The organism is Streptomyces johnsoniae, from assembly GCF_031845565.1.
Classification (GTDB): Bacteria; Actinomycetota; Actinomycetes; order Streptomycetales; family Streptomycetaceae; genus Streptomyces; species Streptomyces johnsoniae.
In genome coordinates, this window is sequence record NZ_JAVREV010000010.1 from 182,367 (window position 1) to 207,024 (window position 24,658).

Sequence of the window (24,658 nt, forward strand, 5' to 3'; positions counted from 1 at the left end):
CGGCGGGGGTCAGCCGTCCGCCGCCGGGGCGCCGCGCAGGCGGAGGGCGCCGGCGAGCACCTGGGCCGTCACCCAGGACGGGTTCCAGGTGTTGCTGGTGCCCCGCGCCTGCCAGTTGGTCGGGAAGAAGCCCTCCGCCTGCTCGCCCGGGTGGGCGAAGTCCCACTCCCCCGGCCGGGCGCAGATGCCCTGGCCCATCGCGTGGATCATCGTGTCGGCCAGGTCGGTGTACTCCGGACGCCCGGTCAGATCGCCGAACCGGGCCAGCTCGTGGACCGGGAAGAACACGTCCACGTGATGGTTCTGCACGCTGACGACCGGCCACCCGGCGGCGGCGAAGCCGCGCTCGCGCAGCGGGGAGCCGGGCGGGTAGGCGGGATTCCACTGGTAGACCCAGGTGAGGAGCCAGTCGGCCGCCGCCGCGGCCCACTCGCGGTAGCGGCTCTCGCCGGTCAGCAGCAGAAGCTCGTACGCGCACAGGAAGAACGCGATGCCCCCCTCCTTGTCCTCGCACGCCGCGTCCAGGGTGGCGTGGGAGAAGGGCGTGGCGAAGTCGTCCGCGTGGGCCCGCTGGTAGCGGCCGAGCAGGTCGGCGGCGTCGCGAAGGAGCGCCGGCGAGGGCGTCACCCGCTGGGCCTTCAGCAGCGCCAGGACGCAGGGCAGCCCCGCCGCGCCCGGCGGCTCGGGCAGCGGCGCCCCGTCGTCGAGCGCCCAGCCGAGCGGCACCAGACCGTCGGGGAGCAGGCCGCGGCGGACGGCGTCGAGACCTTCGTCCAGGGCGCGGAGCCAGCGGTCGGGTACGGCGCGGCCGTGGTCGCGCAGCAGCACGATCACGTCGGCCAGATCGCCCAGCGTGTCGCCGAACGCGCGGGCGGAGACGAAGGGGCGGCCGTGGCGCTCGAAACCGGTCCAGCGGCCGTCCCCGACGTGATGGAAACTCAGCCGCAGGCCGGGCGGCGCCCCCTGGGCGCTGCCGTCGAGGTAGAAGTCGACCGCGCGCCGGCAGCGCCTCAGCCGCCACTCCTCGCCGCGTTCGAGGCCGAGGCGCGCGTCGCACCACGCCAGCCGCAGGCACTGGCCGGTCCAGCCGTACATGAAGCCCGGCACATGGCCGGGTCCGTGGAACTTCAGGTACCCGGCGGCGCCCGCCGCCTCGTGCCACCGGCGGTCCAGGGCCGCGGTCTTCAGCTCGACGATCGCGTCCAGCGACAGCGGCCGGGCGCCGGACGGCGCGTACCGCCGCAGCCCGTGGTGGACCAGATCGCGGAAGCCGTGGCCGGGGCGGCTCGGCCGCCCCCAGCGCAGGGCGTGCCGGAGCGTGATGGCCGCACCGGGGGCGAGGTCGCGGTAGCCGCCGGGGTGGGGCGCGGTGGCCGCCTTGTGCGTGTAGGCGACGTCCGGCTCGCCGTTGAACATCACCGGGCCGCTGAGGGCGAGCAGCGCCGTCCCCTCGCCCGGGACGGGCACGAGGGCGCCCAGGGAGCCGTCGCCGGGGTCGAGCGCGTACAGCGTCAGGAAACGGGGGCCGGTGGCCCCGGGCCACTCCGCGTGGACGCCGGGGACGGGCAGCCGGTGCTCCTCGACGACGAGCCCGCCGTGCGGGCCCACGCCGAGCCTCGGCACGACGCGGTCGGGGTCGGCGGAGGGGTTGCCGCGGTAGAGGACGCCGGGCAGGGTGACCGACGCCGCCGTGGCGTCCGGCAGGGGCAGCGCCAGGCCCACCGCGACGTCCCGCAGCGGGCGGGCGCCCGCGTTGCGCCAGACCACCTCCGTGTGCAGCGCGCCGTCGCCGAAGGCGAACGTGGCCTCGGCCGCCAGCGGGCCGACGGCGCAGCGCACCGTGAGCCCGGCGCCGGAGCGGCGGACGGCGGGCTCGCGCACGCCGGGGAACGCCAGGCTCCAGGGCCGTCCGACGGAGACGGCCAGCAGGTCCCCGAGTCCGGCGGCGAGATAGCGGCCGTCCTCCCCCGACAGGCTCAGCCGAACGGCCGGACCGTCGGCCTCGATCTCCAGGATCATCCCCTCGCCCTCGACGCGCAGCGTGCGCGCCGCCCCGGAGGTGTCCATGGCTCCCCCTTTCGTCCGGCAGCGCAGACAAACGCTGCACGAGTGTTGACGCCTGTGCCGCACCGCGCAGGATAATGGCATGCATATGGTATGCCACCTCGTGCACAACTGAACGTCTCCCACCGAGTTCCCGGCAGAAGGAGCAGTGTGACCATGAGTGAGGGCTCGAAGGCCGACCGGCAGGCCCGGCGGCTGTCCCGCAGGAAATTCGTCGGGGCCGGCGCCCTGGCGGGCGCCGCCGGCGTCGGCGCGCCGCTCCTGGCGCCGGGCACGGCCGGCGCGACGGCGGCTCCGCACGCCGCGCCCAGCCGGTATGCCACCAGGTCCGGAGCGGTCTGCACTCCGGTCCCCAACCAGTACGACGAGCCGTTCGAGGTCTGCGACGACGAGCTGTTCGTCTTCGTCGCGAACTACAAGCCGTTCGAGCTGGCCGGCTTCTTCGACACCGTCATCGGGAACGGGCTCGCCGCGGCGTTCCCCGACATTCCGCTGAAGGTCGCCGTCTGGGACCAGCCGATCCGGTACGAGGACCTTGAGGCGGCGGGGGTGGTCCCCGACATCATCATCGACGACCCGCGCCGGCGGATCGACCGGGAGCTTGAGCCGCGCGGGTGGGTCAGCGACCTCACCGGCGACCTGGCGAACGCCGGCATCGACCTCGGCACCCTCAACCCGGCCGCGGTGGAGATGATCAGGGCCCGCTCGGACGGCGGCGTCTACGGGGTGCCGCTGTTGATCGACGACTTCGTGCTGCTCCACAACAAGAAGATCTTCGACCGCTTCCGCGTGCCGTACCCGACCAACGGCATGACCTACGACCGCGCGTTCCGGCTGGCCGAGCGGCTGACCAGGGAAGTGGACCTGGTCGCCTACAAGGGCTACCTCCAGCACCCCGACAACTACCTGGACTACAACCAGCTCGGGCGCTACCCGTTCCTGGCGACCGGCAGCGAGAACCCCGCGCCGGAGGACATCCGGGTGGACATCACCTCGGAGGGATGGCAGCGGCTCGGCGCCAACATGGAGCGCTTCCTGTTCATCCCGCGGAACATCTTCACCACGGTGGACGACTTCTTCCAGACCGGCCACGTGGCCATGGCCGTCGACACCCTCTGGAAGTTCAACTCCTACGCGCTGAACGAGATGTACATCGACCCCGCGGACCTGGAGCAGTGGCGGGGCCTGGCGGAGAACGTCGACCTCGCCGTGACCTCCGTGCCCGTCCTCGGCGGGGGCGACAACGCCACGTACCAGCCCAACAGCCTCGCGGCCTACGTGCCGCCGCAGTCGAACAAGCGGCGGCAGGCGCTCGACGTCGTGAAGTGGCTCGTCTCCGAGGAGGCGCAGGTCACGCTCTCCTCGTACGGCATCAAACCCGCGCTGCGCTCCGACGCCGTCGTCGACGCCTTCGGCAGCGCCTCCCCCGCGCTCGCGGGGATCGACACCTCCGGCGTCTTCTGGGGCGACAACGCCGTGGTGACCGGCTACGAGCAGACCGAGTACTGGGACATCCCGATGTACATGGTCTTCCGCCAGCACGTGCTCAAGGACGGGCTGTCCGTCTCCTCCGCGCTCACCATCACGGAGACCGTGGACATCCCGAACTACATCCGCGCCCAGGCGGAGGCCGGCTTCGACTGGTGAGGGCCGCGTCCGCCGGGCGCCCGCGGCTCACACCGCGGGCGCCCGGCGGACGCGCACCGCGTGGTAGGGCAGCGCCGGAAGCTCCACGTCGAACCGGTCGGCCCGTACGGTCACCGGCGCGCCGATCGTCATGTTCCAGACGTCGATCACCTCGATCCGCCAGGTGCCCTCGCCCATCCGGAAGTGGCGTGCCGGATACCGGTGCGGGCCCAGGTACGTCAGGCAGTACTCGCCCGGCACCTCGACCGTCGAGGCGTCGTAGTACACGGGGTTGTGCCGCAGTCCTGGGGGCGCGTCGGCGAGGATCTCCCGCAGGAAGGCGATGCGGGCGGGGGCCTCGCCGTCCGGGGCGCCGCCGTGCGTCCGCCAGGGCCGGGAACCGTAGGACTCGCCGTGGGTGGCGTAGCCGCCCTGGCACACTCCCTCCCAGATCCGGGAGACCAGCTCGGGCGCCGGCAGGCTCAGCCGGGGTTGCTGCGCGTCGCCCTCGGCGCCGCAGTCGTCCAGGATCACCGGCTTGCGCAGGTCCGCCATGAGTCCGGCGACGGCCCGCGGCTCTTCGTGTCGCACGCTGGCGTGGGTGATCCAGGGGGCGCCGAAGTCGGTCTCCGGGCCGCCGTGGACGGTCAGCGGGTGGCGGCCGTGGTCGAACTCCAGGATGGTGGCCTGGAGTTCGGGGTCGCGTGGCGCGCACCACCAGACGTTGCGGAACGCCGCCAGCCGGGCGACGGTCCCGGCGATGTCGCGCCCCTGCAGCGGCACCTCGGCCTCGATGCCGAGTGCCAGCAGGCCGCGGACCTGCCGCTCCAGCCGGGTGAGCGGCACGCCGGCCGGGCAGCGGAGGCGGACCCGGTTGAACGGGCCGGCCGCCAGCGCCCGCAGGGTGGGCTGTGTGACCTGGGCCACGGTGGTGCCGAGGGGGTGGAAGGGGAGCCCGTCCGCGTGGTGGAAGCGGAGCCCGCGGACCCGCACCGGGCCGTGGTTGCCCGGCCCGGCGGGGGTGCACACGAAGGTGCCCTCCGTGCCGGCGGCGCGGTAGTGCCACACGCCCTCCTCGTCCGGCATGAAGCGGGCCACGCGCCGGCCCGAGTCATCGGTGAAGCCCGCGGCGGTGAAGCGGCGCCCGCCGTGGACGAAGACCACCTCGGGGTCCGGCCCAGGACCGGGCGGCGGGCCGGGCAGGGGCAGCTCCAGGACGCCCCACCGCTCCACCTCGTCGGACGGGCGCACCCGGTTCGCGGCGTCGTTCACTCCACCCTCCGCATCCTCAGAGCCATGTCCTGCCGGCCGCCCAGCGCCACCCGGACGTTGTTGCGGTACGTGCCGTCCAGGGGGGTGACGGTCATGCCCCAGGTGTCGACCAGGTCGACGCGGTACGCGGCGCCGACCGGCAGCCGGACGTCCCGGTGGGCGTGCTGCCGGTCGCCGAAGTACTCCAGCCAGTACTCCCCCCGCCGCCGCGCCGCGGGAAGGTCGGCCGGGCCCTCCTCCAGCAGCCGGCGCAGGAACGCGACGCGCGGCACGCTGTCGCCGCGCAGCCGGCCGCCCCTGGAGATCCAGGCGGCGCCGTCGCGGTCGGCGTCCGGGTAGCACTCGCCGTGCCCCACGTACCCGCCGGCCACGGCCGCGTGCCAGAACTGGCGGGTCAGCGCGCGGGCGGTGATGTTCCCCCAGCGCCTGTCGACCGTGCCCTCGTAGCCGATCTCGTCGATGACCACCGGCTTGCGGCAGCCGGCCAGCCAGTCGCCGGTCAGCCGGGCGTCCCAGTGCTGGATGCTCTGGTGGGTGGTCCAGGGCCGGGTGAAGTCGTAGATCCGCTCGTAGGCGTACATCCGGGTGCCGTTGTGGATGGACCGCGGGCGCTGGTAGGGGTCGTGCCGCTGGACGAACTGGCCCAGCCGGTCCCAGTCCTCCAGGGTCTTGGCACGGTTGAAGTCGTACTCGTTCGCGATGGACCACCACACGTTCCGGTAGGCGGACAGCCTCGCCAGCGTGTGGCGCAGCAGGAAGAGGTCCTGCTCGCGGCTCATGTCGTCGACGCCCCAGTGCCCCTCGTCGTAGGGGTGGAAGAGGATGACGTCCGCCACGATGCCGAGGGCGAGCAGGTCGCGCACCCGCCGCTCGAAACGGGCGAAGAACCTGGGCTCGAAGCGGGTGCGGTCCAGCGCGCCCGGGGTGTCGCCGGGGAAGGCGAGCAGCGGCGGCGTCATCTGCCTGGTGGGCAGCAGGCACATGCGGACCTTGGTGAACGGCGAGGCGGCGAGGGAGCTGAGGGTCAGCTCCTCGAAGGCGTCGTCCGCGTAGTGCGTCCAGTGGTAGCAGGTGGTGCCCAGGGGGAGGTAACGGGTGCCGTCGGCGTACTCGAACCGCGTGCCGGTCACCCGCACCGGGCCGTGGTTGCCCGGCCCTGGCGGGACGCAGTCGAACGTGCCGCGCCGGCCGTCGAGCTCGGGCGCGTCGGAGCGGGTGACGTAAGTCCAGGTGCCCACCCGGTCCGGCATGAACCGGATGCGGTAGCGGCCGTCGCCGTCGTAGAAGCCGTCGGCCTCCACGGTCCGGTTGCGGTACTGGAACGCGGCGCTCAGCCTGACGTCCGTGTACGGGTTGCCGCGCGCCGGTCCGTCGAGGGCGATCTCGAAGACCCCCCACCGCTCCACGGTCACGAGCGGCCCTTCCCCGGCCCGGGGGCCGCCGCCCTGACCCAGTCCTCGTCGAGCCGCACGTACTTGATCGTCTTGCGGAGGAAGGAGTAGGCGAGGTGCAGCGCCCCGTCGCGGGTCTGGACGATGCTGGGGTAGGAGTAGCCCAGCTGGCTGTCCCGGTACTCCTCATCAGCCGTCTGGACGTCGCGACGGTAGGGCCACGTGCGTCCGCCGTCCTCCGACAGCGCGAGCGTCAGCGGGGTGCGCAGCGCCTTCTTCCGCCGCCCCGCGCCCTCGCCGACCCAGCGGAACTGGTCGCGCTCCAGCGTGGCGTCGTTGTAGAGGAGGGCGAGGGCGCCGCCGGCCAACCGCGTGAGCTGGACGGCGGAGTTGTTGTTGGGCAGCTCGGTCCTGGTCAGCGGCTGCCAGGTCCGGCCCTGGTCGAAGGACTCGGAGGCGTGAATCCGGTCCGCGGCGCGGCTGCGGAACATGGCGAACAGGCTTCCGTCGGCGCGCTGCACTGCGGTCATCTGCACCAGGTGGTCGCTGTCCGGCAGGTCGTGCTCGCGCCACGTTCCGCCACCGTCCTGGCTGATCATGACGGTGCTGTGCTCACCGCCCGGACGGCACCAGTAGGCGGGAAGCAGCCAGGAGCCGTCGGGGAGGAACAGCGGCGGATTGCGCACGAAGATGCCGGGCCCCTCGAAGAGGACGCGCGGTTCGCTCCAGGTCTTGCCGCGGTCCCGCGAGGTGCGCACGATCAGCCGCGCCGTCTTCTGGTCGTGCGGGGTGTTGGAGGGGTGGAACAGCCACACGGTGCCCTCGGCGTCCTGGGCGAGGACCGGATTCTGCTCGGAGCGCTCCGGGTCCTGGGCCAGCGGCAGCGGCTGTGACCAGCGCTCCCCGCCCCGGCTCAGCCGGGAGAGGACGATGTCGGTGCCCGGGTCGCCCTCCTCGGGGCCGTTGAACCACGCGCACAGCAGGTCCCCGTCGTCCAGCTCCAGGAGGTTGGCCGCGTGGCTGTCGCCCGGGTGGCGCACGGGCAGCAGCGCCTCCCGCAGCGCCGGGTCCCCCGGCGATGTCCTGACCACGCCGTCGAAGCGCGGATCGTTCACGAGCGGACTCCCCTCAGTTCGAGTTCCTCGGCGAAGTGGCAGGCCGCCTTGCGGCCGGGCCGGATCTCGCGCAGCGCCGGGACCTCGGTGGCGCACCGGTCGCGGGCGTGGAAACAGCGCGGGTGGAAGGGGCAGCCGGCCGGCACCCGCGAGGGGTCGGCGACCTCGCCGCGCAGGACGATGCGCTCCTGGCGGCGCGCCGTCGGGTCCGGGTCGGGCACGGCGGACAGCAGCGCCTCGGTGTAGGGGTGGAGCGGCCGGCCGTACAACTCGTCCGTGGCGCCGGTCTCGACGACCCTGCCGACGTACATGACCACCACCTCGTCGGCCATGTACTCGACCACGCCGAGGTCGTGCGAGATGAAGAGGTAGGTCAGGTCCTCCTCGTCCTGGAGGTCTTTCAGCAGGTTGAGGATCTGCGCGCGCACCGACACGTCCAGGGCGCTGACCGCCTCGTCGGCCACCACCAGCCGCGGGGAGAGCGCCAGTGCCCGCGCGATGCCGACGCGCTGGCGCTGGCCGCCGCTGAACGCGTTGGGGTAGCGCCGCATGTGCTCGGGACGCAGGCCGACCCGGCGCAGCAGCTCCGCGACCTGTTCCTCCAGCTCCTCCCGGCCGAGACCGCGGTTGACCCGCAGCGGCTCGCCGACGATCTGGAGCAGAGTCATCCGCGGGTTCAGGGAGGCGAACGGGTCCTGGAAGACCATGCGGATCTGGCTGCGGTACGGCTTGAGCGCCGCCTCGTCGAGCGCGGCCAGGTCCACGGTGCCGCCGTCGGCGGGGTTCCGGAAGAGGATCTGTCCGGCGGTCGGCTCGTACACCCGGAGCAGGCAGCGCCCCAGGGTGGACTTGCCGCAGCCGGACTCCCCGACCAGCGCGACGGTGCGCCGGGCGGGAACGCGCAGGTCGACGCCGTCGACGGCGCGCACCTGGCCGGCGACGCGCCCCAGCAGGCCGCGCCGGAGGGGGAAGTGCTTGGTCAGCCCGCGCGTCTCAAGCAGCGCGACGTCCTCGCGCGGGGCTGCGGTGGTGCTGGTCACGGGACCATCCTTTCCCGGCGGCGGGTTCACGTGCCTTCCTCCTCGCGGCTCTCCCGGTGGCTGTCCGGGTGGTTCCCGGGGCCGCCGGCCCGGTCGGGGGCGGCCCCGGTGTCCTCGTAGAGCAGGCAGCGCACCTCACGGCCCGGCTCCGGGCCCGCGACGGGCATGGGCACCGTCACGTCGCACCGCCCGGCCATGAACTCCTCGCAGCGCGAGTGGAAGGGGCAGCCGGACGGCCTGCGGTAGGCGTGGGGCACCATGCCGCGCACGGGCCTGAGGCGTTCGCGCGCCCCGGTGCCCAGTCTGGGGATCGAGCGCAGCAGCGCCTTCGTGTACGGGTGGCGGGGGGAGCGGAAGACGGACACGACATCGCCGCGTTCGACGACGTTGCCCATGTACATCACGGCGACGCGGTCCGCCATCTGCGCCGCCACCCCCAGGTCGTGGGTGATCAGCATGACCGCCATGCCGAAGTCGTCCTGGAGGGAGCGGAGGAGCTCCAGGATGCGGGCCTGGGTGGTGACGTCCAGGGCGGTCGTCGGCTCGTCGGCGATGAGCAGTTCCGGGTTGCAGGCCAGGGCCATGGCGATCATCGCCCGCTGGAGCATGCCCCCGCTCATCTGGAAGGGGTACTCGTCGACGCGGCGCCGGGGGTCGGGGATGTCCACCCGGCCGAGCAGCTCGATGGTGCGCCTGCGGGCCTCGGCCTTCGTGACCCGCTCGTGGAGCAGGATGACCTCGCCGATCTGGTTGCCGAGGGTGTGCATCGGGCTCATCGACGTCATCGGCTCCTGGAAGACCATGGCGATGCGCTTGCCCCGCACGGCGCGGACGGCCCGGGTGTCGGCGGACACCAGGTCGACCATGCCGTCCGGGGGCTGCCTGACCCAGATCTCGCCCCCGGTGATCCGCCCGGGCCGGTCGACGAGGCGGAGGATCGAGCGGGCCATCACGCTCTTGCCGCAGCCCGACTCGCCGACCACGGCCAGCGTCTCCCCGCGGGCGATGTCCAGGTCGACGCCGTCCACGGCCTTGACCACGCCGTCGTCCAGGGCGAAGTGCGTGCGCAGGCCCCTCACCCGCAGGACGGTCTCGCTCACGGCTTCTCCTTCGGCTCGGGTCTCACTTGTACGGGTCCGCGGAGTCGCGCAGCCCGTCGCCCACGAAGTTCATGGCCAGGACGGTGACGAACACCGCAAGACCGGGGAGCATCAGCCACGGCGCGGTCTCGATGGTCCGCACGTTCTGCGCCTCCTGGAGCAGCACGCCCCAGCTGACCGCAGGGGACTGGAGGCCGAGGCCGAGGAAGCTCATGGCGGTCTCGCCGAGGATCATGGCGGGCACCGCCATGCTCAGCGAGGCGATCACGTGGCTGGACATGGAGGGCACCATGTGGCGGAAGATGATCCGGCGTCTGCCGCACCCGTCGAGCCGGGCCGCGATCACGAAGTCGTCCTCGCGCAGGGAGAGGAAGCGGCCGCGCACCACCCGGGCCAGGCCGGTCCAGCCGATCACCGACAGGATCGTGGTGATGGCGAAGTAGCGCATCAGCGGCCCCCAGTCGGGGGGCACGGCGGCCGAGAGCGCCAGCCACAGGGGCAGCGTGGGGATCGCCATGAGGAACTCGATGATGCGCTGGATGATGGTGTCGGGTGCCCCGCCGAAGTAGCCGGAGATGCCGCCGAAGAACAGTCCGAGCGCGAAGCTCACGACCACTCCGATGAGCCCGATGGACAGCGAGACCCGCGCGCCGTGGATGATGCGCGACAGCAGGTCCCGCCCGGATCTGTCCGCACCGAGGAAGTAGGCCCGCTGGTCGGCGTCCACCGGACCGAAGAGGTGGCGGTCCATCGGGATGAGGCCCCACATCTCGTACGACTCCCCGCGGGGGAGGAGCCGGAGCGGGATCTTCTGCGAGGTGTCGACCGTGTGCTTCTGCTCGAACGTCTCCGGGTCCCGCCGGGTCTCGTACCCGTAGACGTAGAGATCGAGGCCGTCGGAGAAGCTGAAGTCCACCTGGATCGTCTGCGGCGGCGCGTAGGTGAGCCGTTCGTCGGTGGCACTCGCGGAGGCGGGCGCCAGGAACTCGGCGAAGACGACGACGAGGTAGACGGCCAGGACCACGACCGCGCCGCCGACGGCCAGCTTGTGTTTGCGGAACTTCCGCCAGACCAGGCGCCACTGCGAGGCGCGGCCCAGCTCCGGGTCGGCGCCGGCCTCCCGCGCCGCGGACTCCTCGGGTGAGGAGCCGCCGCCGGTGTCCCGCCGTCCCTTCCTGACCAGCGCACGGGGCCATGACAGCATGCGCGCTCACTTTCCCTCGTAGCGGTACCGGATGCGGGGGTCCCACCAGGCCAGCATCAGGTCGCTGATGAGCGTGCCGACGACGGTGAGGGCGCTGAGGATCAGCACGAAGCTGCCCACCAGGTACATGTCCTGGTTCTCCACCCCGCCGAGCAGCAGCGGCCCCGTCGTGGGCAGGCTCATGACGATCGAGATGATGGTCTCGCCGCTGATCAGGCCGGGCAGCAGCCAGCCCACGGTGCTGAAGAAGGGGCTGAGCGACATCCGCACGGGGTACTTCAGCAGCAGCTTCCACTCGGGCAGGCCCTTGGCGCGGGCGGCGACCACGTAGGGCTTGTACAGCTCGTCCAGCAGGTTCGCCCGCGTGATCCTGATCAGCCCTGCCGTCCCGGACATGCCGATGATCAGCACCGGCAGCCACATGTGGGAGGCCAGGTCGAGCAGCTTCCCGAGGTTCCACGCCGCGTCCTGGTACTCCGGTGAGAACAGTCCCCCCGGACTCTGGCCGAAGTACCGCATGCCGATGTACATGAAGAGCAGGGCGAGCATGAACTCGGGGATCGCCATGCCGACGAACCCGAAGAACGTGGCGAGGTAGTCGCCGGTCGAGTACTGCCGCACGGCGGAGAGGATGCCGATCGGGAAGGCGATCGCCCACACGAACAGCAGGGTGCTGACCGACAGGAAGAACGACAGGCCGACCCGGTCCCAGATCAGGTCGGAGACCGGCCTGCCGTTCCAGGCGAACGCCTGGCCGAAGTCTCCGTGCAGGACGATATTGGATATCCATGTCCAGTATTGACTGAAGAAGGGCTGGTCGAGGCCGTATCTCGCCCGGAGCGCCGTCAGTTCGCCGTCGCTCATCAGCTCGCCTCTTGCTTCGGCCTGTGCCTCGAGCGTGGAGACGTAGTCGCCGGGCGGCAGGCTGATGATGAAGAAGGAGACCAGCGAGATCGCGAACAGGGTCACGACCATGAGCAGCAGGCGCCGGACGAGGAACGTGAGCATCTTCTCTCCCCGCCTCCGTCACGCCTCGTCGGAGATGAAGTACTGCTCCGGGTTGCTCGGTCCCGGGGCCTGGTAGGCCACGGAACCGGTGAAGGAGTCCGGCACGTTGTGGAAGCTCGTCTTCACCACCCCGTACTCGGTGGGCGGGGTGGAGATCCCGATGTAGAAGAACTCCTCCTTCGTGATCTCCAGGATCTGCCGGGCGAGGGCGGTGGCCTCCGCCGCGTCGAAGGTGACGAGCATCTCGTCGAAGAGTTCGAGCTGCTGCCTGATCCGCTCCGGCGGCTCGGTGCCGTCCCGGCCGGGGCGGGTGTACCACTTGGCCCATTCGGAGGCGAACCGCGAGGAGCCGCGCGGATTGGACGGCAGGTAGTAGTGGTTGCCGCCGGCGCCGGTACGGATGTCGAACGGGCCACCGGTCCAGGTGGACGCCTCGGCCTCGCCCGCCTCGACCCGCTCCCAGTAGAGCGTCTCCGCCATCCGCTGGATGGTCACCTCGACGCCCACCTCCCGCCAGTCGGCGCGGATCAGGTCGAGCGCGTCGACCTGATCGGCATAGTCGGACACCACGAGCACGTTGAACGAGATGGCCCCGCCGTCCTCGCGCAGCCGGATGCCGTCCCCGTTGCGCTCGGTGTAGCCGGCGCGGTCCAGGTAGTCGTTCGCCAGGTCCACGTCGTACGCCGTGTACTGCTCACCCATTTCCGCGTCGTGCAGGTCGCTGCCGGGGATGGGCGCGCACTGCCAGGGATGGCCCTGTCCGCCGAAGAGGGTGTCGATGATCTTCTGCCGGTTGATCGCGTGGGACAGGCCGATCCGGAAGTCCTTGTTGGCGAAGACCTCGCGCCGGGCGGCGTCCGGGTGGGTCTGGTTGAAGCCGATGACCATCGTGTTGACGGTGCTGGGAACGAAGTCGATCAGCTCGTAGCCGCCCTCCTCCTGGCTGGCGGCGACCACCGGCTTGTTGCGGATGGTGCCGAAGTGGTACAGCTGCATGTCCAGGTCGCCGTTGGAGACCTTGAGCACCTCGACCTCGACGTCCTGCACCACCTCGCACACCATCTTCTCGATGTAGGGCAGTTGACTGCCGTCGGGGTCGACCTTCCAGTAGTACGGGTTGCGCTCGGCGATCACGGAGGGGCCCTCGCCGACCTCGTTCTGCGCCAGCCAGGCGTTGAGGGTGGGGAGTTCGGGGTTCGCCCACGGGTCCGCCTGGACCACGATGTGATCGACCCACCGGTTCATCCCGGCGTCCTGGGCCACGCCCTCCGCGTCGTCGTTGTACTTGGCGTGGAACTGCCTCAGGTAGTGCTTGGGCAGGCACATCACCACGCCCGAGGTGCCGGCGATCTGCTCCAGGAAGCCCGCCTTGGGCTCCTCGTAGACGTAGCGAACGGTGTGGTCGTCGACCTTCTCGAACCGCGCGGGCTCCCCGGACTGGGAGAGCCACAGGGCGTAGATGGAGTCCGGGTGCAGCTCGGAGTAGATGTTGTAGTCGTTGAAGGCGAAGTCGAAGTCGTCGGCGGTGACGGGCTCGCCGTCGGACCACTTCAGTCCGCGCCGCAGGGTGAAGACGTACTCCTTGCCGCCGTCCACCACTTCGTAGCTCTCACAGACGTTGGGCAGGATCTCGGTGGCCGCCGAGCCCTCCCAGTGCGGGGCCCAGCGCACCAGCGGCTCGTAGCCGAGGGTGTAGCGCAGCCAGGACACGTCCTCCTGGGTGAGCATCGCCGAGTGCCAGGTGCCGCCGTAGACGCCGGTCCGCTCCAGCGGCTCGACCACCAGCGGGCTGTCGGGCAGGCGCTCCTCCACCGGAGGCAGTTCGCCTCGCTCGACCCGCTCGCGCAGCGACGGCGCCTCCTTGCCCTTCGCCCCGGAGCTGCTCTCCTCCCCCGCGGGGTCGGTGTCGAAGAAGCCGCAGCCGGACGCGGTGGCGACCACGAACAGCCCGGCACCGCCGCGCAGCAGGTCCCGTCTGTTCAGGGTCCGGCCTGCATTCCGTTCAGGTGTCATCTCCACGCTCCTTCGCGCGAACCGCCGACTCCAGCTCGCGGACCATCGGCACCACCGTCGAGGTGAGGCGCTGCCGCTCGTCCTCGTCGAGGAGGGCCAGCGGCTCCGCGGCGTGGTCGGCGTCGATGTGGCCGAGGCTCGCGAGTACGAACTTGTAGGTGCTGACGACCGTGGAGAGGGTCGGCGCCCGGCGTGCCAGGCGCATCGCCTCCAGGAGGTCGTCGAGCTGGTCCTGCATCAGCCGGGCCCGCGCCCAGTCGCCCGCCCGCGCGGCGTCGTACAGCGCCACGAGGTGGCTGGGGGTCAGGTTGGCCAGCGAGGAGGTGACCCCGGAGGCCCCGACGAACAGGGAGAGGTCGCTGATGGCGCTGCCGCCGGTGAAGCACCGCAGCTCCGAGCCGGCCGCCGCGGAGCGGCGTACCAGCCGCCGGAACCAGGCCATGTCGCCGTCGCTGTCCTTGATCCCGGCGAGCACCCCCTCCTGCGCCAGCCGCACCACGCAGTCCGCGGTCAGTGCGAACTTGGTGAGCCGCGGCATGTGGTAGGCGAGGATCGGGAAGCCCACGGCCTCCGCGATCCGGCGGTAGTGGTCGCGCAGCTCCTCGCGGTTCAGCTCGGCGAAGTAGGGCGCGATGACGGACACCTGGTCGGCGCCCGCGTCCACCGCGGCCCGGGCGTGGCGGATCGCGAGCCGGGTCGCGGTGTCGCCCACGTGGGCCACCACCGGCGCGCGGCCGGCGGCGACCTCGGCCGCGACGCGGACGGCGACGGCGCGCTCCGCCACGTCCAGGGCGTGGAACTCACCGGTGGTGCCGTTCACCCAGAGTCCGTGGACCCCGGCGTCGAACAGGTGACGCAGGTGGCATTCCAGGGAACGGACGTCGACCGCCCCATCCGGGGCCATGGGCAGGATGATGGGCGCGATGACGCCGTGAAGGTTCCGGAACGGCATGGGCATCTCCGGGGGCATGTCAGTGGTATGCCACGAGTGTGCAGGGCGGGTAATATAGCGTCAACCCTCGTGCGACTGGATTCTCCGCGGCGGTATCGGAGCGGTCCGAGCGGGGCAGACGAACGATCGACCAGCGGCATACCATGGCCCCGAGCCGGAGGGGCCGGGCCGAGTGCCCGGACACCCAGTCGTGGAGCGCCAGGGAGGCGGCATGATCTCACCGAGAACGACATCGGCCCAGCAGGGGTCGGCGTCGTCGTCCGCGGCGCCCGCCGCGGAGAGCCTTGAGAACCACGCGCGCCGGGCCCTGGTGGAGTGGCTGACGAAGGAGAGGCCCGCCCCTGGCCAGCCCGTGCCGGTGCGCGAGTTCGCCCGGCGGCTCGGCATGAGCCGCACCCCCGTCCGCAGCGCGGTGGGGCGCCTGTACGAGCGGGGCCTGCTGGCGTACGACGCCACCGCCGGCTTCACCGTGGCGATCCCCTCGCTGTCCAGCCTCTACGAGCTCTTCGAGCTGAGGCTGATGCTGGAGTCGCACAGCCTGCGCCTCTTCGCGGAGCGCACCGACCGGGAGCCGCCCGCGCGCCTGCGCGAACTGGTGGACGAGGCCGGGGAGCTGGCCCGGCTGTCGCTGCGCGACCCGGAGCGGTACATCGAGTTCCGGGAGAACGACAGCGCCTTCCACCGTTCCCTGGTCGAGCTGGGCGGCCTGCCCATGATGCTGGACCTCCACGACGACCTGCACCTGAGCATCCACGTCACGCGCACCGGTCTCGAAGCCCCCATCACCGCCTCCCGGCTGAACGCCGCCGTCTCCGAGCACCGCGCGATCGTGGACGCGCTGGAGAGCGGTGACCGGCTCGGGGCCAGGGAGCTGCTGGAGAGTCACATCCTCCGCGTGCGCGACCAGACCATCGCCTTCCTCGCCCGACCCAGGATGGAGTGAAAGCTCATGGAAGGACCCGCTCTCCCCTCCCCCACCGCCCATACGGCCCACCGGCCGCCCAGTTCGTCCCACGTCCGGCTGACCGGCGGCCCCTGGCTTCGGTGGCAGCGGGTCAACCGCGAGGTCAGCCTGCCGCTTGCGCTCGAGTGGCTGGAGAAGGCCGGCAACCTGCGCAATCTGCGGATCGCCGCGGGCGAGGCGGAGGGCGGGTACCGCGGGCCGGTGTACATGGACTCGGACGTCCACAAGATCCTCGAATCGGCGGCCTGGGAGCTGGGGCACGGCCCCGATGCCGCGCTGTCGGACTTCGTCGGGCGCACGGCGCGCCTGCTGGAACGGGCGCAGGAGGAGGACGGTTACCTCGACTCCCACTACCAGGTGGCCGAGCCGGACCGGCGCTGGTCCCGGCTGGTGGACAGCCACGAAATGTACTGCGCGGGGCACCTGATGCAGGCGGCGGTGGCCGCGCACCGCGCCGCGGCGGACGCGGACGGGCGGCTGCTCACGGTGGCCCGGCGCTTCGCCGACCATCTCGCCGACGTCTTCCTCGCCGGCCCGGGACCCGGGCTCGACGGCCACCCGGAGGTGGAGACCGCGCTGGTGGAGCTGTACCGGGTGACGGGCGAACGGCGGTACCTGGAGCTGGCCTCCGCGTTCGTCGAGCGCCGCGGCCGCGGCCTGGTCGGCCGGCACAAGCACGGCTCGGCGCACCGGCAGGACCACCTCCCGGTGCGCGAGGCACCGACGCTGACCGGGCACGCCGTACGCGGCCTCTACCTGGAGGCGGGGATCGTCGACGTCGCGGTGGAGACGGGCGACTCCGCGCTGCTGGCGGCCTCCGCCGCCCGCTGGGCCGACATGGCGGCCACGAAGACGGCGCTGACCGGCGGGCTCGGCTCGCGGCAGGTGGGCGAGGTCTTCGGGGAGCGCTACGAGCTGCCGCCGGACCTGGCCTACAACGAGACCTGCGCGTCGGCCGCGAGCGTCCAGTGGAGCTGGCGGCTGCTGCTGGCCACCGGGGACGCCCGGTACGCCGACCTGATCGAGCGGACGGTGTTCAACGCCTTCGGCGCGGCCCGTTCCGCCGACGGCCGGCGCTACTACAAGGGCAATCCGCTGCAACGCCGTGCGGACCACGCGGAGGCGGTCGGCGATCCGCGCTGGCGGGACGAGTGGTTCTTCTCGGCCTGCTGCCCGCCGGCCGTCACGCGCCTGGTCGGCTCCCTCGAGCACTACGCGGTGACGGTCTCGGAGGACGCCGGTTGCCCCACCCTCCACCTCCAGCAGTTCACGCCCCTGACGCTGTCCTGCCCGCTCGCGGGCGGCGGGCTCGGGCTGCGCGTGGAGACCGGGTACCCGTGGGACGGCGCCGTCAGGGTCACCGTCACCGAGGCGCCCCCGCAGCCGTGGGCGCTCGCCCTGCGGATACCCCCGTGGAGCGCGCGGACCTCTCTTGAGGTGGACGGCGAGCGCTACCCCGCCGAACGTGACGAGCGGGGCTACGCCGTGCTGCGCCGCGACTGGCGCTCCGGCGACACGGTCACGCTGCGGCTGGACATGGCGCCCCGGCTGACCGTGCCCCACCCGCGGGTCGACGCCGTCCGCGGCTGCGCGGCGGTCGAACGCGGGCCGCTGGTCTACTGCTTCGAGCAGGTCGACCAGGAGGCGGGCACCGACGTCGACGACCTGGCGCTGCCGCCCGGCGTCACGTTCCAGGAGGTCGAGCGCGAGGACCTCGACGGGGCCGGCCGCACCGTGGTGCTGCGGGCCGACGCGGTGGCCGTCGCGGGCGAGCACGAGGCGGGTCTGCCGTACCGCAGGCACGGCGGGCCGCACGCCGCCGACCGCCGGCGGGCGGCGGCCGTCACCGCGGTGCCCTACTTCCAGTGGGACAACCGCGGCGACGGCGCGATGCGCGTGTGGATGCCGCTGCTCAGCGGTTGATCCGCACCTGGCTGAACCTGGCCGTGGTGTAGTTGGCGGTCAGGTTCGCCTCCTTGTTGGCGTCGACCACGAGCCCGGCGTAAAGGTCGGGACCGATGGAGATCCGCTCGTAGCCCACGCGGGTCCACTGGAGCGAGTCGGGTGAGATCTCCGCGGTGAACTCGTCGCCGCGCAGGGTCAGCCGCAGCCAGTAGGGCTGGTCCTCAAGGACCTCGCCCTCCTCGAAGGGGTAGGTGCCGACGCTCATCTCCTCGCCGGTCGAGGCGATGCGCTTGCAGGTGCCGACCAGCCCGTCCGCCGAGACGGCGACGCCCATGAGGCAGAAGGCGGAGTCCTCGGTGAGGTTCTCGCGGATCATGATGCCGCCCAGCACGTCCGCGTAGACGGGGCTCACGGAGTCGACCCGGGCGATGATCTCCACCACCTCGTCGTCCGGGGCCTCGATCGGCTGGTATACGAAGTGGAAGGAGTCCTTCCGGCCCTGGACGCGGCCGGAGCCGCGCACCGTGAACTCCCCGTCGACCAGCGCCGCCGCGCCCGGGATGGGCACGTCGCCGATGTCCACGGAGGTCCAGGGCCCCAGGTCGGTGACGCGGTTGACGTGCACCGGCACCCCGGTGGAGGTGGTGGCGGTGCCGGTGGTGTCGGTGACCAGGACCGTCAGGTAGTGCGTGCCCTCCGGCGCGTCCCGCCACGTCAGCCGGTACGGAGCGGCGGTGCTCTCGCCGAGCTTCTCCGCGCCGGCGTAGAAGTCCACCCGGGCGATGTCCGCGTCCTCCTGCGCCGTGGCCTCGGCCTCGATCACCACGTCGTGGCTGCCGGACTCGCCGGTGAGGACCGTGTGGGGCGCCGGGGCGGTGATCCCGGCGACCGGGTTGGGCGCGCCGGTGCGGCCGAGGGAGTTGAGGTAGAGCTCCAGATGGGTGTAGCCGGTGGCCGGGTCGACCGCCGCCGCGTCGGCCGGGTCGTCCGGGTCCAGGCCGTGCGCCCGTTCCCAGTCGTCGGGAATCCCGTCGTGGTCGCTGTCGGCGGGCGGAGCCGTCGACGCCAGGGTGACCAGTCCTCCCACCTCCGACTGGGAGTTGATCATGCGGCCCGTCCCGGCGCGCACGTCCGCGACCAGCCGGGCGTCCACGGCGTCCCGGCGGGGCAGGATCGCGCCCGCGCCGTCGAGCACCGCCTCGTACGCCTCCTGCGGGGTCTGCCATTCGATCTCGTCGGGGAAGGTGACGGGCTCGTCCAGCAGCGTGACGCCGCCGACGGGGATGTCCACGCCGCGCGCATTGTCCGCGGTGATGTCGGGGTGCCCCTCGATGACGTTGCCGCCGACGTACCAGATACCGCCGCGCCCGGGGGCGAGGAGCACGGGGGCGGCTTCCGCGAGGGTGTCAGGGCCGGGCTTGTAGTAGTTGTCGGCGACGTTGACCCCGACGGACCACTCGCCGCCGTGCACCGAGCTGTAGCCGTAGTTGTGGATGACGTTGTTCCGCAGGTCGGCCCGCAGGTCCACGTCCTCCACGAAGCTGAAGCGGGGGTTGCGCGCACCGTTGTGGGTGAACAGATTGTGATGGAACGTCACATTGTCGCCGCCCCACAGCCCGCCGTAGCCGTGCCGGCCCTTCTCGTGCGCGGACATCGTGAGTCCCTCGGCGACGATGCACCACTGCACGGTGACGTTCCGGTTCCCATAGGTGGAACAGGTCTCGTCCACGCCCCAGCTGAAGGAGCAGTGGTCGATGATGACGTCCCGGCGCCCCTCCATCTTGAAGGTGTCGATGGGGGTGCCGAGGACGTCGGTGCCGCGGAAGCGCAGGTAGCGCAGGATGACGTTGTCCGCCTTGATCTCCGTCTCGTTGCCGGCGACGCAGATTCCGTCGCCGGGGGCGGTCTGCCCGGCGATGGTGAGGTTCGATCCGGTGATGTCCAGGCCGCCCGCCAGGTGGATCGTCCCGGAGACCCGGAAGACCACGGTGCGGTCGCCCGCGGAGACCGCGTCGCGCAGCGAGCCAGGGCCGGAGTCGGCGAGGGTGGTCACCTCGTACACCGAACCCCCGCGGCCGCCGGTGGCATGCCGGCCGCCGCCCTGGGCGCCGGGGAACGCGAGCACGTCCGCGGGGGCGGCGACCGCCTCCCCGCGCGGCGCGGCGGCGCGGGCCACGCCGCCGAACGCGGCGGTGCCCACCAGGGTGCCGGCCGCGGTCACGAAGGCGCGCCGCCCGAATGCCGTGGGCCGGGCGGCTCTTCCGTTGATATCGGTCACGTTCGCTACTCCTTGGTCGGTGGGGAACGGCCTACGCGGGGCGGAGCACGTACGTGCTCCCCCGCCGGGTGCCGAAGGCGACCACGTGCTCCTCCGGCCGGTCGGGCTCGGCACCCGTGACATCCACGCGGTGCGGCGTACGGACGCGGACGGGATTGCCCAGCAGGGAGCGCACGACGGCCCGCGTCACGCCGGACGGGCCCCACTCCAGGTCGATCTCGAAGCCGCCGCGCGCCATCAGCCCGCGGAAGGAGCCGGCGGGCCAGGCGTCCGGGAGCGCGGGGAGCAGCTCCACCTCGCCCGCGTGGCTCTGCAACAGCATCTCGGTGATCCCCGACACCCCGCCGAAGTTGCCGTCGATCTGGAACGGCGGGTGAAGGTCGAAGAGGTTGGGCGCGGTGCGGGCCGGGGTGAGCAGCTCGCCAAGCCGTTCGTAGGCACGCACGGGGTCGAGCAGCCGCGCCCACATGTTGATCTTCCAGGCGAGCGACCACCCCGTTCCGGCGGCGCCGCGCAGCTCCAGGGTCTTCACGGCGGCGGCGGCCAGCTCGGGCGTGCCCCTGGGGGTGATCTGCGCGCTGGGGAACAGCCCGTACAGGTGGGAGACGTGCCGGTTCTTGGCGAGCGCCGCCTCTTCCCAGTCCACCAGCCACTCCTGGAGCTGGCCGAGGTAGCCGATCTGCATCGGCGCCAGCCGGTCGCGGACCTCGCCGACCCGCTCGGCGAAACCGTGGTCCCGGTCGAGCACGTCGGTGGCCTGCCGGAAGGCGTCGAAGAGGTCACGCAGCAGTTGCATGTCCATGGTCGGTCCGGCACAGACGCTGACGCTCTCGCCCTCGTCCTGGTGGTGGGTGACCTCGGGCGAATGCGAGGGGTTGGTGACCAGCCAGCCCGTGCCCGCGTCCTCGACCAGGGTGTCGAGGAAGAACCGCACCGCGCCTTTCATCACCGGATAGTTGCGGCTCAGGGCCCCGGTGTCCCCGGTGAAGAGGTAGTGGTCCCACAGCATCAGGCTGACCCAGGCGCCGCCGGTGGGCCACAGGCCGTAATGGGCGTGGTCCACGGGCGCGGTGCCGCGCCAGCCGTCCGTGTTGTGGTGGAGCACCCAGCCGGAGGCGTCGTAGAGCGCCTTGGCGGTGCGCGCGCCGGACTCGGCCAGCTCATGGATCATGTCCACGGCGGGGTCCCAGCACTCGGCGAGGTTCGCGGGCCCGGCCGGCCAGTAGTTCATCTCGAAGTTGATGTTGACGGTGTACTTGGACTCCCAGGACGGGTTCATGCTGTCGTTCCACAGGCCCTGGAGATTGGCCGGCTGGCCCGGGGCGCGGGAGCAGGAGGCCAGCAGGTAGCGGCCGTACTGGAAGTACAGCGCGGCGAGCTGCGGGTCGCCGCCGTCCGCGAAGAGCCCGATCCGCTCGTCCGTGGGCAGGTTCACGCGGTCCGAGGTGCCCAGATCGATGTCGACGCGGGTGAACAGCCTGCGGTAGTCGGCCACATGGCGCTCCCGCAGCCGGGCGTACGGCGTTCCGGCGGCCGGGATCAGGTGGCGGCGGGCGCGGGCGACCGGGTCGGCTCGTACGTCCAGGTAGTCGCGGTAGCTGGTGGCCAGGGAGATGACCAGGGTGACCGCGTCGGCGTCGGCCACGCTCAGGGCGCCCTGGGCGTCGGTGCTCGTCCGCCCGCCCTCGGTGACCGCGCGGGTGACGGCGCGGAAGCGCACCGAGCCGGGTAGCTCGAACCAGTCGCCGCTGACGCCGTCGAGCGCGATCGTGCGATCGTCGACGGCCGAACCGGTGGCCCGCTGCGGGGTGGTGAACCGGGCCGTGAAGCCGATGGCGCCGGGGGCGTCCGCGGTCAGCCGCACGACGATGACCTGGTCGGGCGAGCTGGCGAAGACCTCCCGGGTGTGGCGCACCCCGCCGCGGGTGTAGCGGACGCGGGTGACGGCGGTCTCCAGGTCGAGTTCGCGCTCGTAGCCGCTGACCTCGCCGGTCCCGGCGAGGGCGAGTTCGAGGTCGCCGAGCACCTGATACGCCGCCTGCTCGGAGGGGGTGCCGAGGAAGTGGGTGTCGGCCAGAAGCTGCGCCTGGTACCACTTCTCCTCCACCACCAGGCGGCGGATCTCCTCCAGGTACTCCCCGGCGTCGGGCCGCGCGTAGTCGTGCGGACCGCCGGCCCACAGGCTGTCCTCGTTGAGTTGCAGGCGTTCCGTGTCGGTGCCGCCGAAGACCATGGCACCGAGGCGGCCGTTGCCGACGGGGAGCGCCTGCAACCACTCCGCGGCCGGGGCGACGTACCACAGTCGCATGGGGTTGGGCCCGTGTCCGCCGGCACCGGACGCTTCCCCGTGCGCTCCCCCGGGGGTTTCGGCGTTCGAGGCGTGCTCCGCGGCACCGGCGGCTCGGGGGGACAGGGCGGTGGCCGCCGCGCCGGCTCCGGCGGTGGCCAGGACATGGCGTCGGGACAACTCAGGCATGGCTCGGCTCCAGTTGCGTCTCGGGGGCGGCGGGGACGGCGGGGGTCCGGCACCCGGCCGGGCGGGGTCCGTGGTCATCGGCGTCTCTCCGCACGGTGGCGGGCGTCGAGCTCGTCCAGCAGCACCCGGTGCGGCCGGCCCTCGGCCAGCCCGTCGCGCAGCAGCCTCGCGGCGGCCTGCTGGAACGCGGGGTAGCCGGGCCAGCGCGGGCGCACCCAGGCCTGCTCGACGGTGGCGAGGGTGGAGCGGTAGAAGCCGCCCCACTGGTCGTTGGTCCAGCGGTCGGTCCAGGCCGACCGGGCGGCGGGCTGTCCGCCGGTGACCGGGAACAGCTCGCGCTGCACCGGGTCGGCGAGCAGTCGACGCAGGTGGTCGCGGACCGCGGCGCGCGCGGCGGCGTCGCCCGTCCGCCGGCTGGAGACCGCGAGCCCGGCACCGCCGAGCACGCTGCCCGGTCGGCCGCCGGGCAGCCAGGCGGGCGGTGCGGAGAAGGTCACGGGATAGGGGCCCGAGCGCGTGTAGGTGACGTAGCCGTGCACCAGCGGGCAGTAGGCCGGGCCCTGGCCGGCGGCCATCGTCCGCAGCACGGCGACCGGGTCGGCGGAACGCAGTTCCGGCGGGGTGCGGGCGGCGAGCCGGGCCATCGTCTCCAGCGCGGCGAGCCCGTGTTCGCGCGGGAAGAGCGCGTCGTCGCCGCCGTCGGGGGCGGGCTCCCCGCGCTGGGCCAGGCAGAGCGAGCAGAAGGTGAGGAAGGCGTGCGGCCCGCCCAGGCAGAGCGTGACCGGCACTTCGTTCGGCAGCGCGCATACCTGTTCCCAGGTGCGGGGCAGGTCCCGCTCCCCCATCAGGTCCGGGCGGACGGCGGCGACCTGGGCGGCGGCGTCCAGCGGCAGCGCCCAGGTGCGGTCGTCCAGGACGTAGCTGTCGAAGCTGGCGCCGACGCTGCGTTCGCGCCAGGACGCCAGCTCGGCGGGGCCGAAGAGCACCTCCATCGCCACCAGGCAGCCGGCCTCGACCGCGCCGCCGAGCCCGGAGTGGTCGACGACGAGGATGTCGTAGTCGGCGGCCAGTGCGGCGATCGGCGTCGACTCGAACCCCGACAGCGGCTGCCGGTCCCAGCGCAGCGGACGGCCGACCGTCTCGCAGCCGGTCGGCACCGAGGCGTCGATCCGGCTCAGCTCCTCCAGCGGGCCGTAGCCGCGCGGGTGGTCCCAGGTGAGGCCGCGCAGTTCGTCGGCCGCCGTGCGCGGTGCGATCACCGGAACGGTCATGACGCCTCCCCCCGAACGCCGAGGGAGTCCTCGGCGAGCAGCGGCCACACCCGGTGCCCGGGGCCGCCGGGCCCGGCGCGGGAGCCGTCGTGCCGGGTCCTGGGGGCGGTGCCGTTCCCGGAGTCCGGGGTGGCGGGTCCGGCCTCGACACCGTGCCGCGCGAACAGGTCCAGCCATTCCGCGGTGGTGCGGCGCGGCAGCCGCAGCCGGACCAGCGCGGTGATCTCGTCCCGGCAGTTGTGGCCGCCTGTGCCCCGGCCGCCCAGCTCCGGCAGGCCGAGGGCGTCACCGAGGGGTTCGAGCGGCGGCATGGCCAGGGCGAGGTGGCCGTCCTTGGTCGCGAACACCCGGTAGGGGGCGCGGACCCGGGTACGGCCGGGCGGCTCGGGCGTTCGCGCCGGGCGCCCGGCGGTCACCGAGACGAACCGGCCCTCTCCGGTGCGCTCCCGGTGCAGCAGGGCCGCCAGCGTCCCCTCCAGGGCGGAGTCGGCGGTCAGGGCGTCGTCCGGCCGGGGCCCCGCGGGGGCCCGGCCGGAGACCGAGACGTAGACGATGCCGGGGTTGGCCCGGCGGATCGTCGGGTAGTCCACGCCGAGCCGTTCGGCCACTCCGGGCAGGTAGTCCTGGAGGAGAACGTCCGCGTCGCGGGCCAGGGCGAGCACCACCGACCGCCCCCGGGCGGTGGCGAGGTTCACGGTGAGGGAGAGTTTGCCGCGGGCGGGAAGGGCGATGGTCGCGGTGCTCCCGGCGGCCCGCGCCCGGCCGTTCCCCGCGTCGTCCGGCCGCTCCGGCCGCTCCGGCCGCTGCTCCTCCACCGTGACCACGTCGGCGCCGAGGTCGCCCAGGCGCGTCGCCGGGGGCGGCCCCGCCCCGGTGACCGACAGGTCGACCACCCGGTAGCCGTCCAGAATTCCCATGGTGCTTCCTCCGTTGTCCCGTTGTCCCGTTGTCCGTCGTCCGGTGTCCCGTCGTCCCGGGG

17 protein-coding genes are annotated in these 24,658 nt (G+C 72.5%); 3 read left to right on the forward strand and 14 right to left on the reverse strand.

Features of this window, described 5'->3' with window-relative positions:
* Positions 1–9: 9 nt before the first annotated feature.
* Positions 10–2,067 (reverse strand): hypothetical protein, encoded by a 2,058-nt coding sequence (locus tag RM779_RS19295; RefSeq protein ID WP_311618977.1) that lies wholly within the window; start codon positions 2,065–2,067, stop codon positions 10–12.
* Positions 2,068–2,220: 153 nt separating this feature from the next.
* Between RM779_RS19295 and RM779_RS19300 the strand changes: the two genes are divergently transcribed.
* Positions 2,221–3,711, forward strand: a complete 1,491-nt coding sequence (locus tag RM779_RS19300) for an ABC transporter substrate-binding protein (protein ID WP_311618978.1) — start codon at positions 2,221–2,223, stop codon at positions 3,709–3,711.
* Between the two features lie 27 nt (positions 3,712–3,738).
* Here RM779_RS19300 and RM779_RS19305 read toward each other — a convergent pair whose 3' ends face one another.
* From RM779_RS19305 to RM779_RS19345, 9 genes are read right to left on the reverse strand one after another with little or no spacing between them, the layout of a single operon-like run.
* Positions 3,739–4,962 carry a DUF5605 domain-containing protein gene (locus tag RM779_RS19305; RefSeq protein WP_311618979.1) on the reverse strand — a complete coding sequence of 408 codons (1,224 nt, stop codon included), beginning with the start codon at positions 4,960–4,962 and terminating at the stop codon, positions 3,739–3,741.
* Entirely contained in the window at positions 4,959–6,374 is a 1,416-nt protein-coding gene (locus tag RM779_RS19310) for a DUF5060 domain-containing protein (protein WP_311618980.1), read from the reverse strand. Before RM779_RS19310 ends, RM779_RS19305 begins: the two co-directional genes overlap by 4 nt.
* Positions 6,371–7,468: a sialidase family protein gene (locus RM779_RS19315; protein ID WP_311618981.1), complete on the reverse strand. Its 1,098-nt coding sequence runs from the start codon at positions 7,466–7,468 to the stop codon at positions 6,371–6,373. The genes RM779_RS19310 and RM779_RS19315 overlap by 4 nt, the downstream gene beginning before the upstream one ends.
* Positions 7,465–8,508, reverse strand: a complete 1,044-nt coding sequence (locus RM779_RS19320) for an ABC transporter ATP-binding protein (RefSeq protein ID WP_311618982.1) — start codon at positions 8,506–8,508, stop codon at positions 7,465–7,467. Before RM779_RS19320 ends, RM779_RS19315 begins: the two co-directional genes overlap by 4 nt.
* A gap of 26 nt (positions 8,509–8,534) precedes the next feature.
* A complete protein-coding gene (locus RM779_RS19325) occupies positions 8,535–9,608 on the reverse strand; it encodes an ABC transporter ATP-binding protein (RefSeq protein ID WP_311618983.1) in 1,074 nt (357 codons plus the stop codon).
* 22 nt (positions 9,609–9,630) lie between these two features.
* Complete coding sequence (locus tag RM779_RS19330) at positions 9,631–10,812, reverse strand: ABC transporter permease (RefSeq protein WP_311618984.1); 1,182 nt, start codon at positions 10,810–10,812, stop codon at positions 9,631–9,633.
* 6 nt (positions 10,813–10,818) lie between these two features.
* The gene (locus RM779_RS19335; RefSeq protein WP_311618985.1) at positions 10,819–11,820 is read right to left on the reverse strand and encodes an ABC transporter permease; all 1,002 of its coding nucleotides are present in this window, start codon (positions 11,818–11,820) and stop codon (positions 10,819–10,821) included.
* 18 nt (positions 11,821–11,838) lie between these two features.
* The gene (locus RM779_RS19340) at positions 11,839–13,833 is read right to left on the reverse strand and encodes an ABC transporter substrate-binding protein (RefSeq protein WP_311618986.1); all 1,995 of its coding nucleotides are present in this window, start codon (positions 13,831–13,833) and stop codon (positions 11,839–11,841) included.
* The gene (locus RM779_RS19345) at positions 13,823–14,803 is read right to left on the reverse strand and encodes a dihydrodipicolinate synthase family protein (RefSeq protein ID WP_311618987.1); all 981 of its coding nucleotides are present in this window, start codon (positions 14,801–14,803) and stop codon (positions 13,823–13,825) included. Before RM779_RS19345 ends, RM779_RS19340 begins: the two co-directional genes overlap by 11 nt.
* A 193-nt stretch (positions 14,804–14,996) precedes the next feature.
* Here RM779_RS19345 and RM779_RS19350 point away from each other — a divergent pair, with 193 nt between their 5' ends.
* Positions 14,997–15,728, forward strand: coding sequence for a GntR family transcriptional regulator (locus RM779_RS19350; protein WP_311618988.1), 732 nt, complete (start codon positions 14,997–14,999; stop codon positions 15,726–15,728).
* A 6-nt stretch (positions 15,729–15,734) separates the two neighbouring features.
* A complete protein-coding gene (locus tag RM779_RS19355) occupies positions 15,735–17,672 on the forward strand; it encodes a glycoside hydrolase family 127 protein (protein ID WP_311618989.1) in 1,938 nt (645 codons plus the stop codon).
* Here the strand turns inward: RM779_RS19355 and RM779_RS19360 are convergent.
* From RM779_RS19360 to RM779_RS19375, 4 genes are all read right to left on the reverse strand, one after another.
* Positions 17,662–19,932 (reverse strand): Ig-like domain-containing protein, encoded by a 2,271-nt coding sequence (locus RM779_RS19360; RefSeq protein ID WP_311618990.1) that lies wholly within the window; start codon positions 19,930–19,932, stop codon positions 17,662–17,664. The genes RM779_RS19355 and RM779_RS19360 overlap by 11 nt on opposite strands.
* Positions 19,933–19,963: 31 nt before the next feature.
* Positions 19,964–22,408 carry a glycosyl hydrolase family 95 catalytic domain-containing protein gene (locus tag RM779_RS19365; protein WP_311618991.1) on the reverse strand — a complete coding sequence of 815 codons (2,445 nt, stop codon included), beginning with the start codon at positions 22,406–22,408 and terminating at the stop codon, positions 19,964–19,966.
* Positions 22,409–22,482: 74 nt separating this feature from the next.
* A complete protein-coding gene (locus RM779_RS19370; RefSeq protein ID WP_311618992.1) occupies positions 22,483–23,679 on the reverse strand; it encodes a carbohydrate ABC transporter substrate-binding protein in 1,197 nt (398 codons plus the stop codon).
* Positions 23,676–24,596: a CoA transferase gene (locus RM779_RS19375; RefSeq protein WP_311618993.1), complete on the reverse strand. Its 921-nt coding sequence runs from the start codon at positions 24,594–24,596 to the stop codon at positions 23,676–23,678. The genes RM779_RS19370 and RM779_RS19375 overlap by 4 nt, the downstream gene beginning before the upstream one ends.
* Between the last annotated feature and the right edge of the window lie 62 nt (positions 24,597–24,658).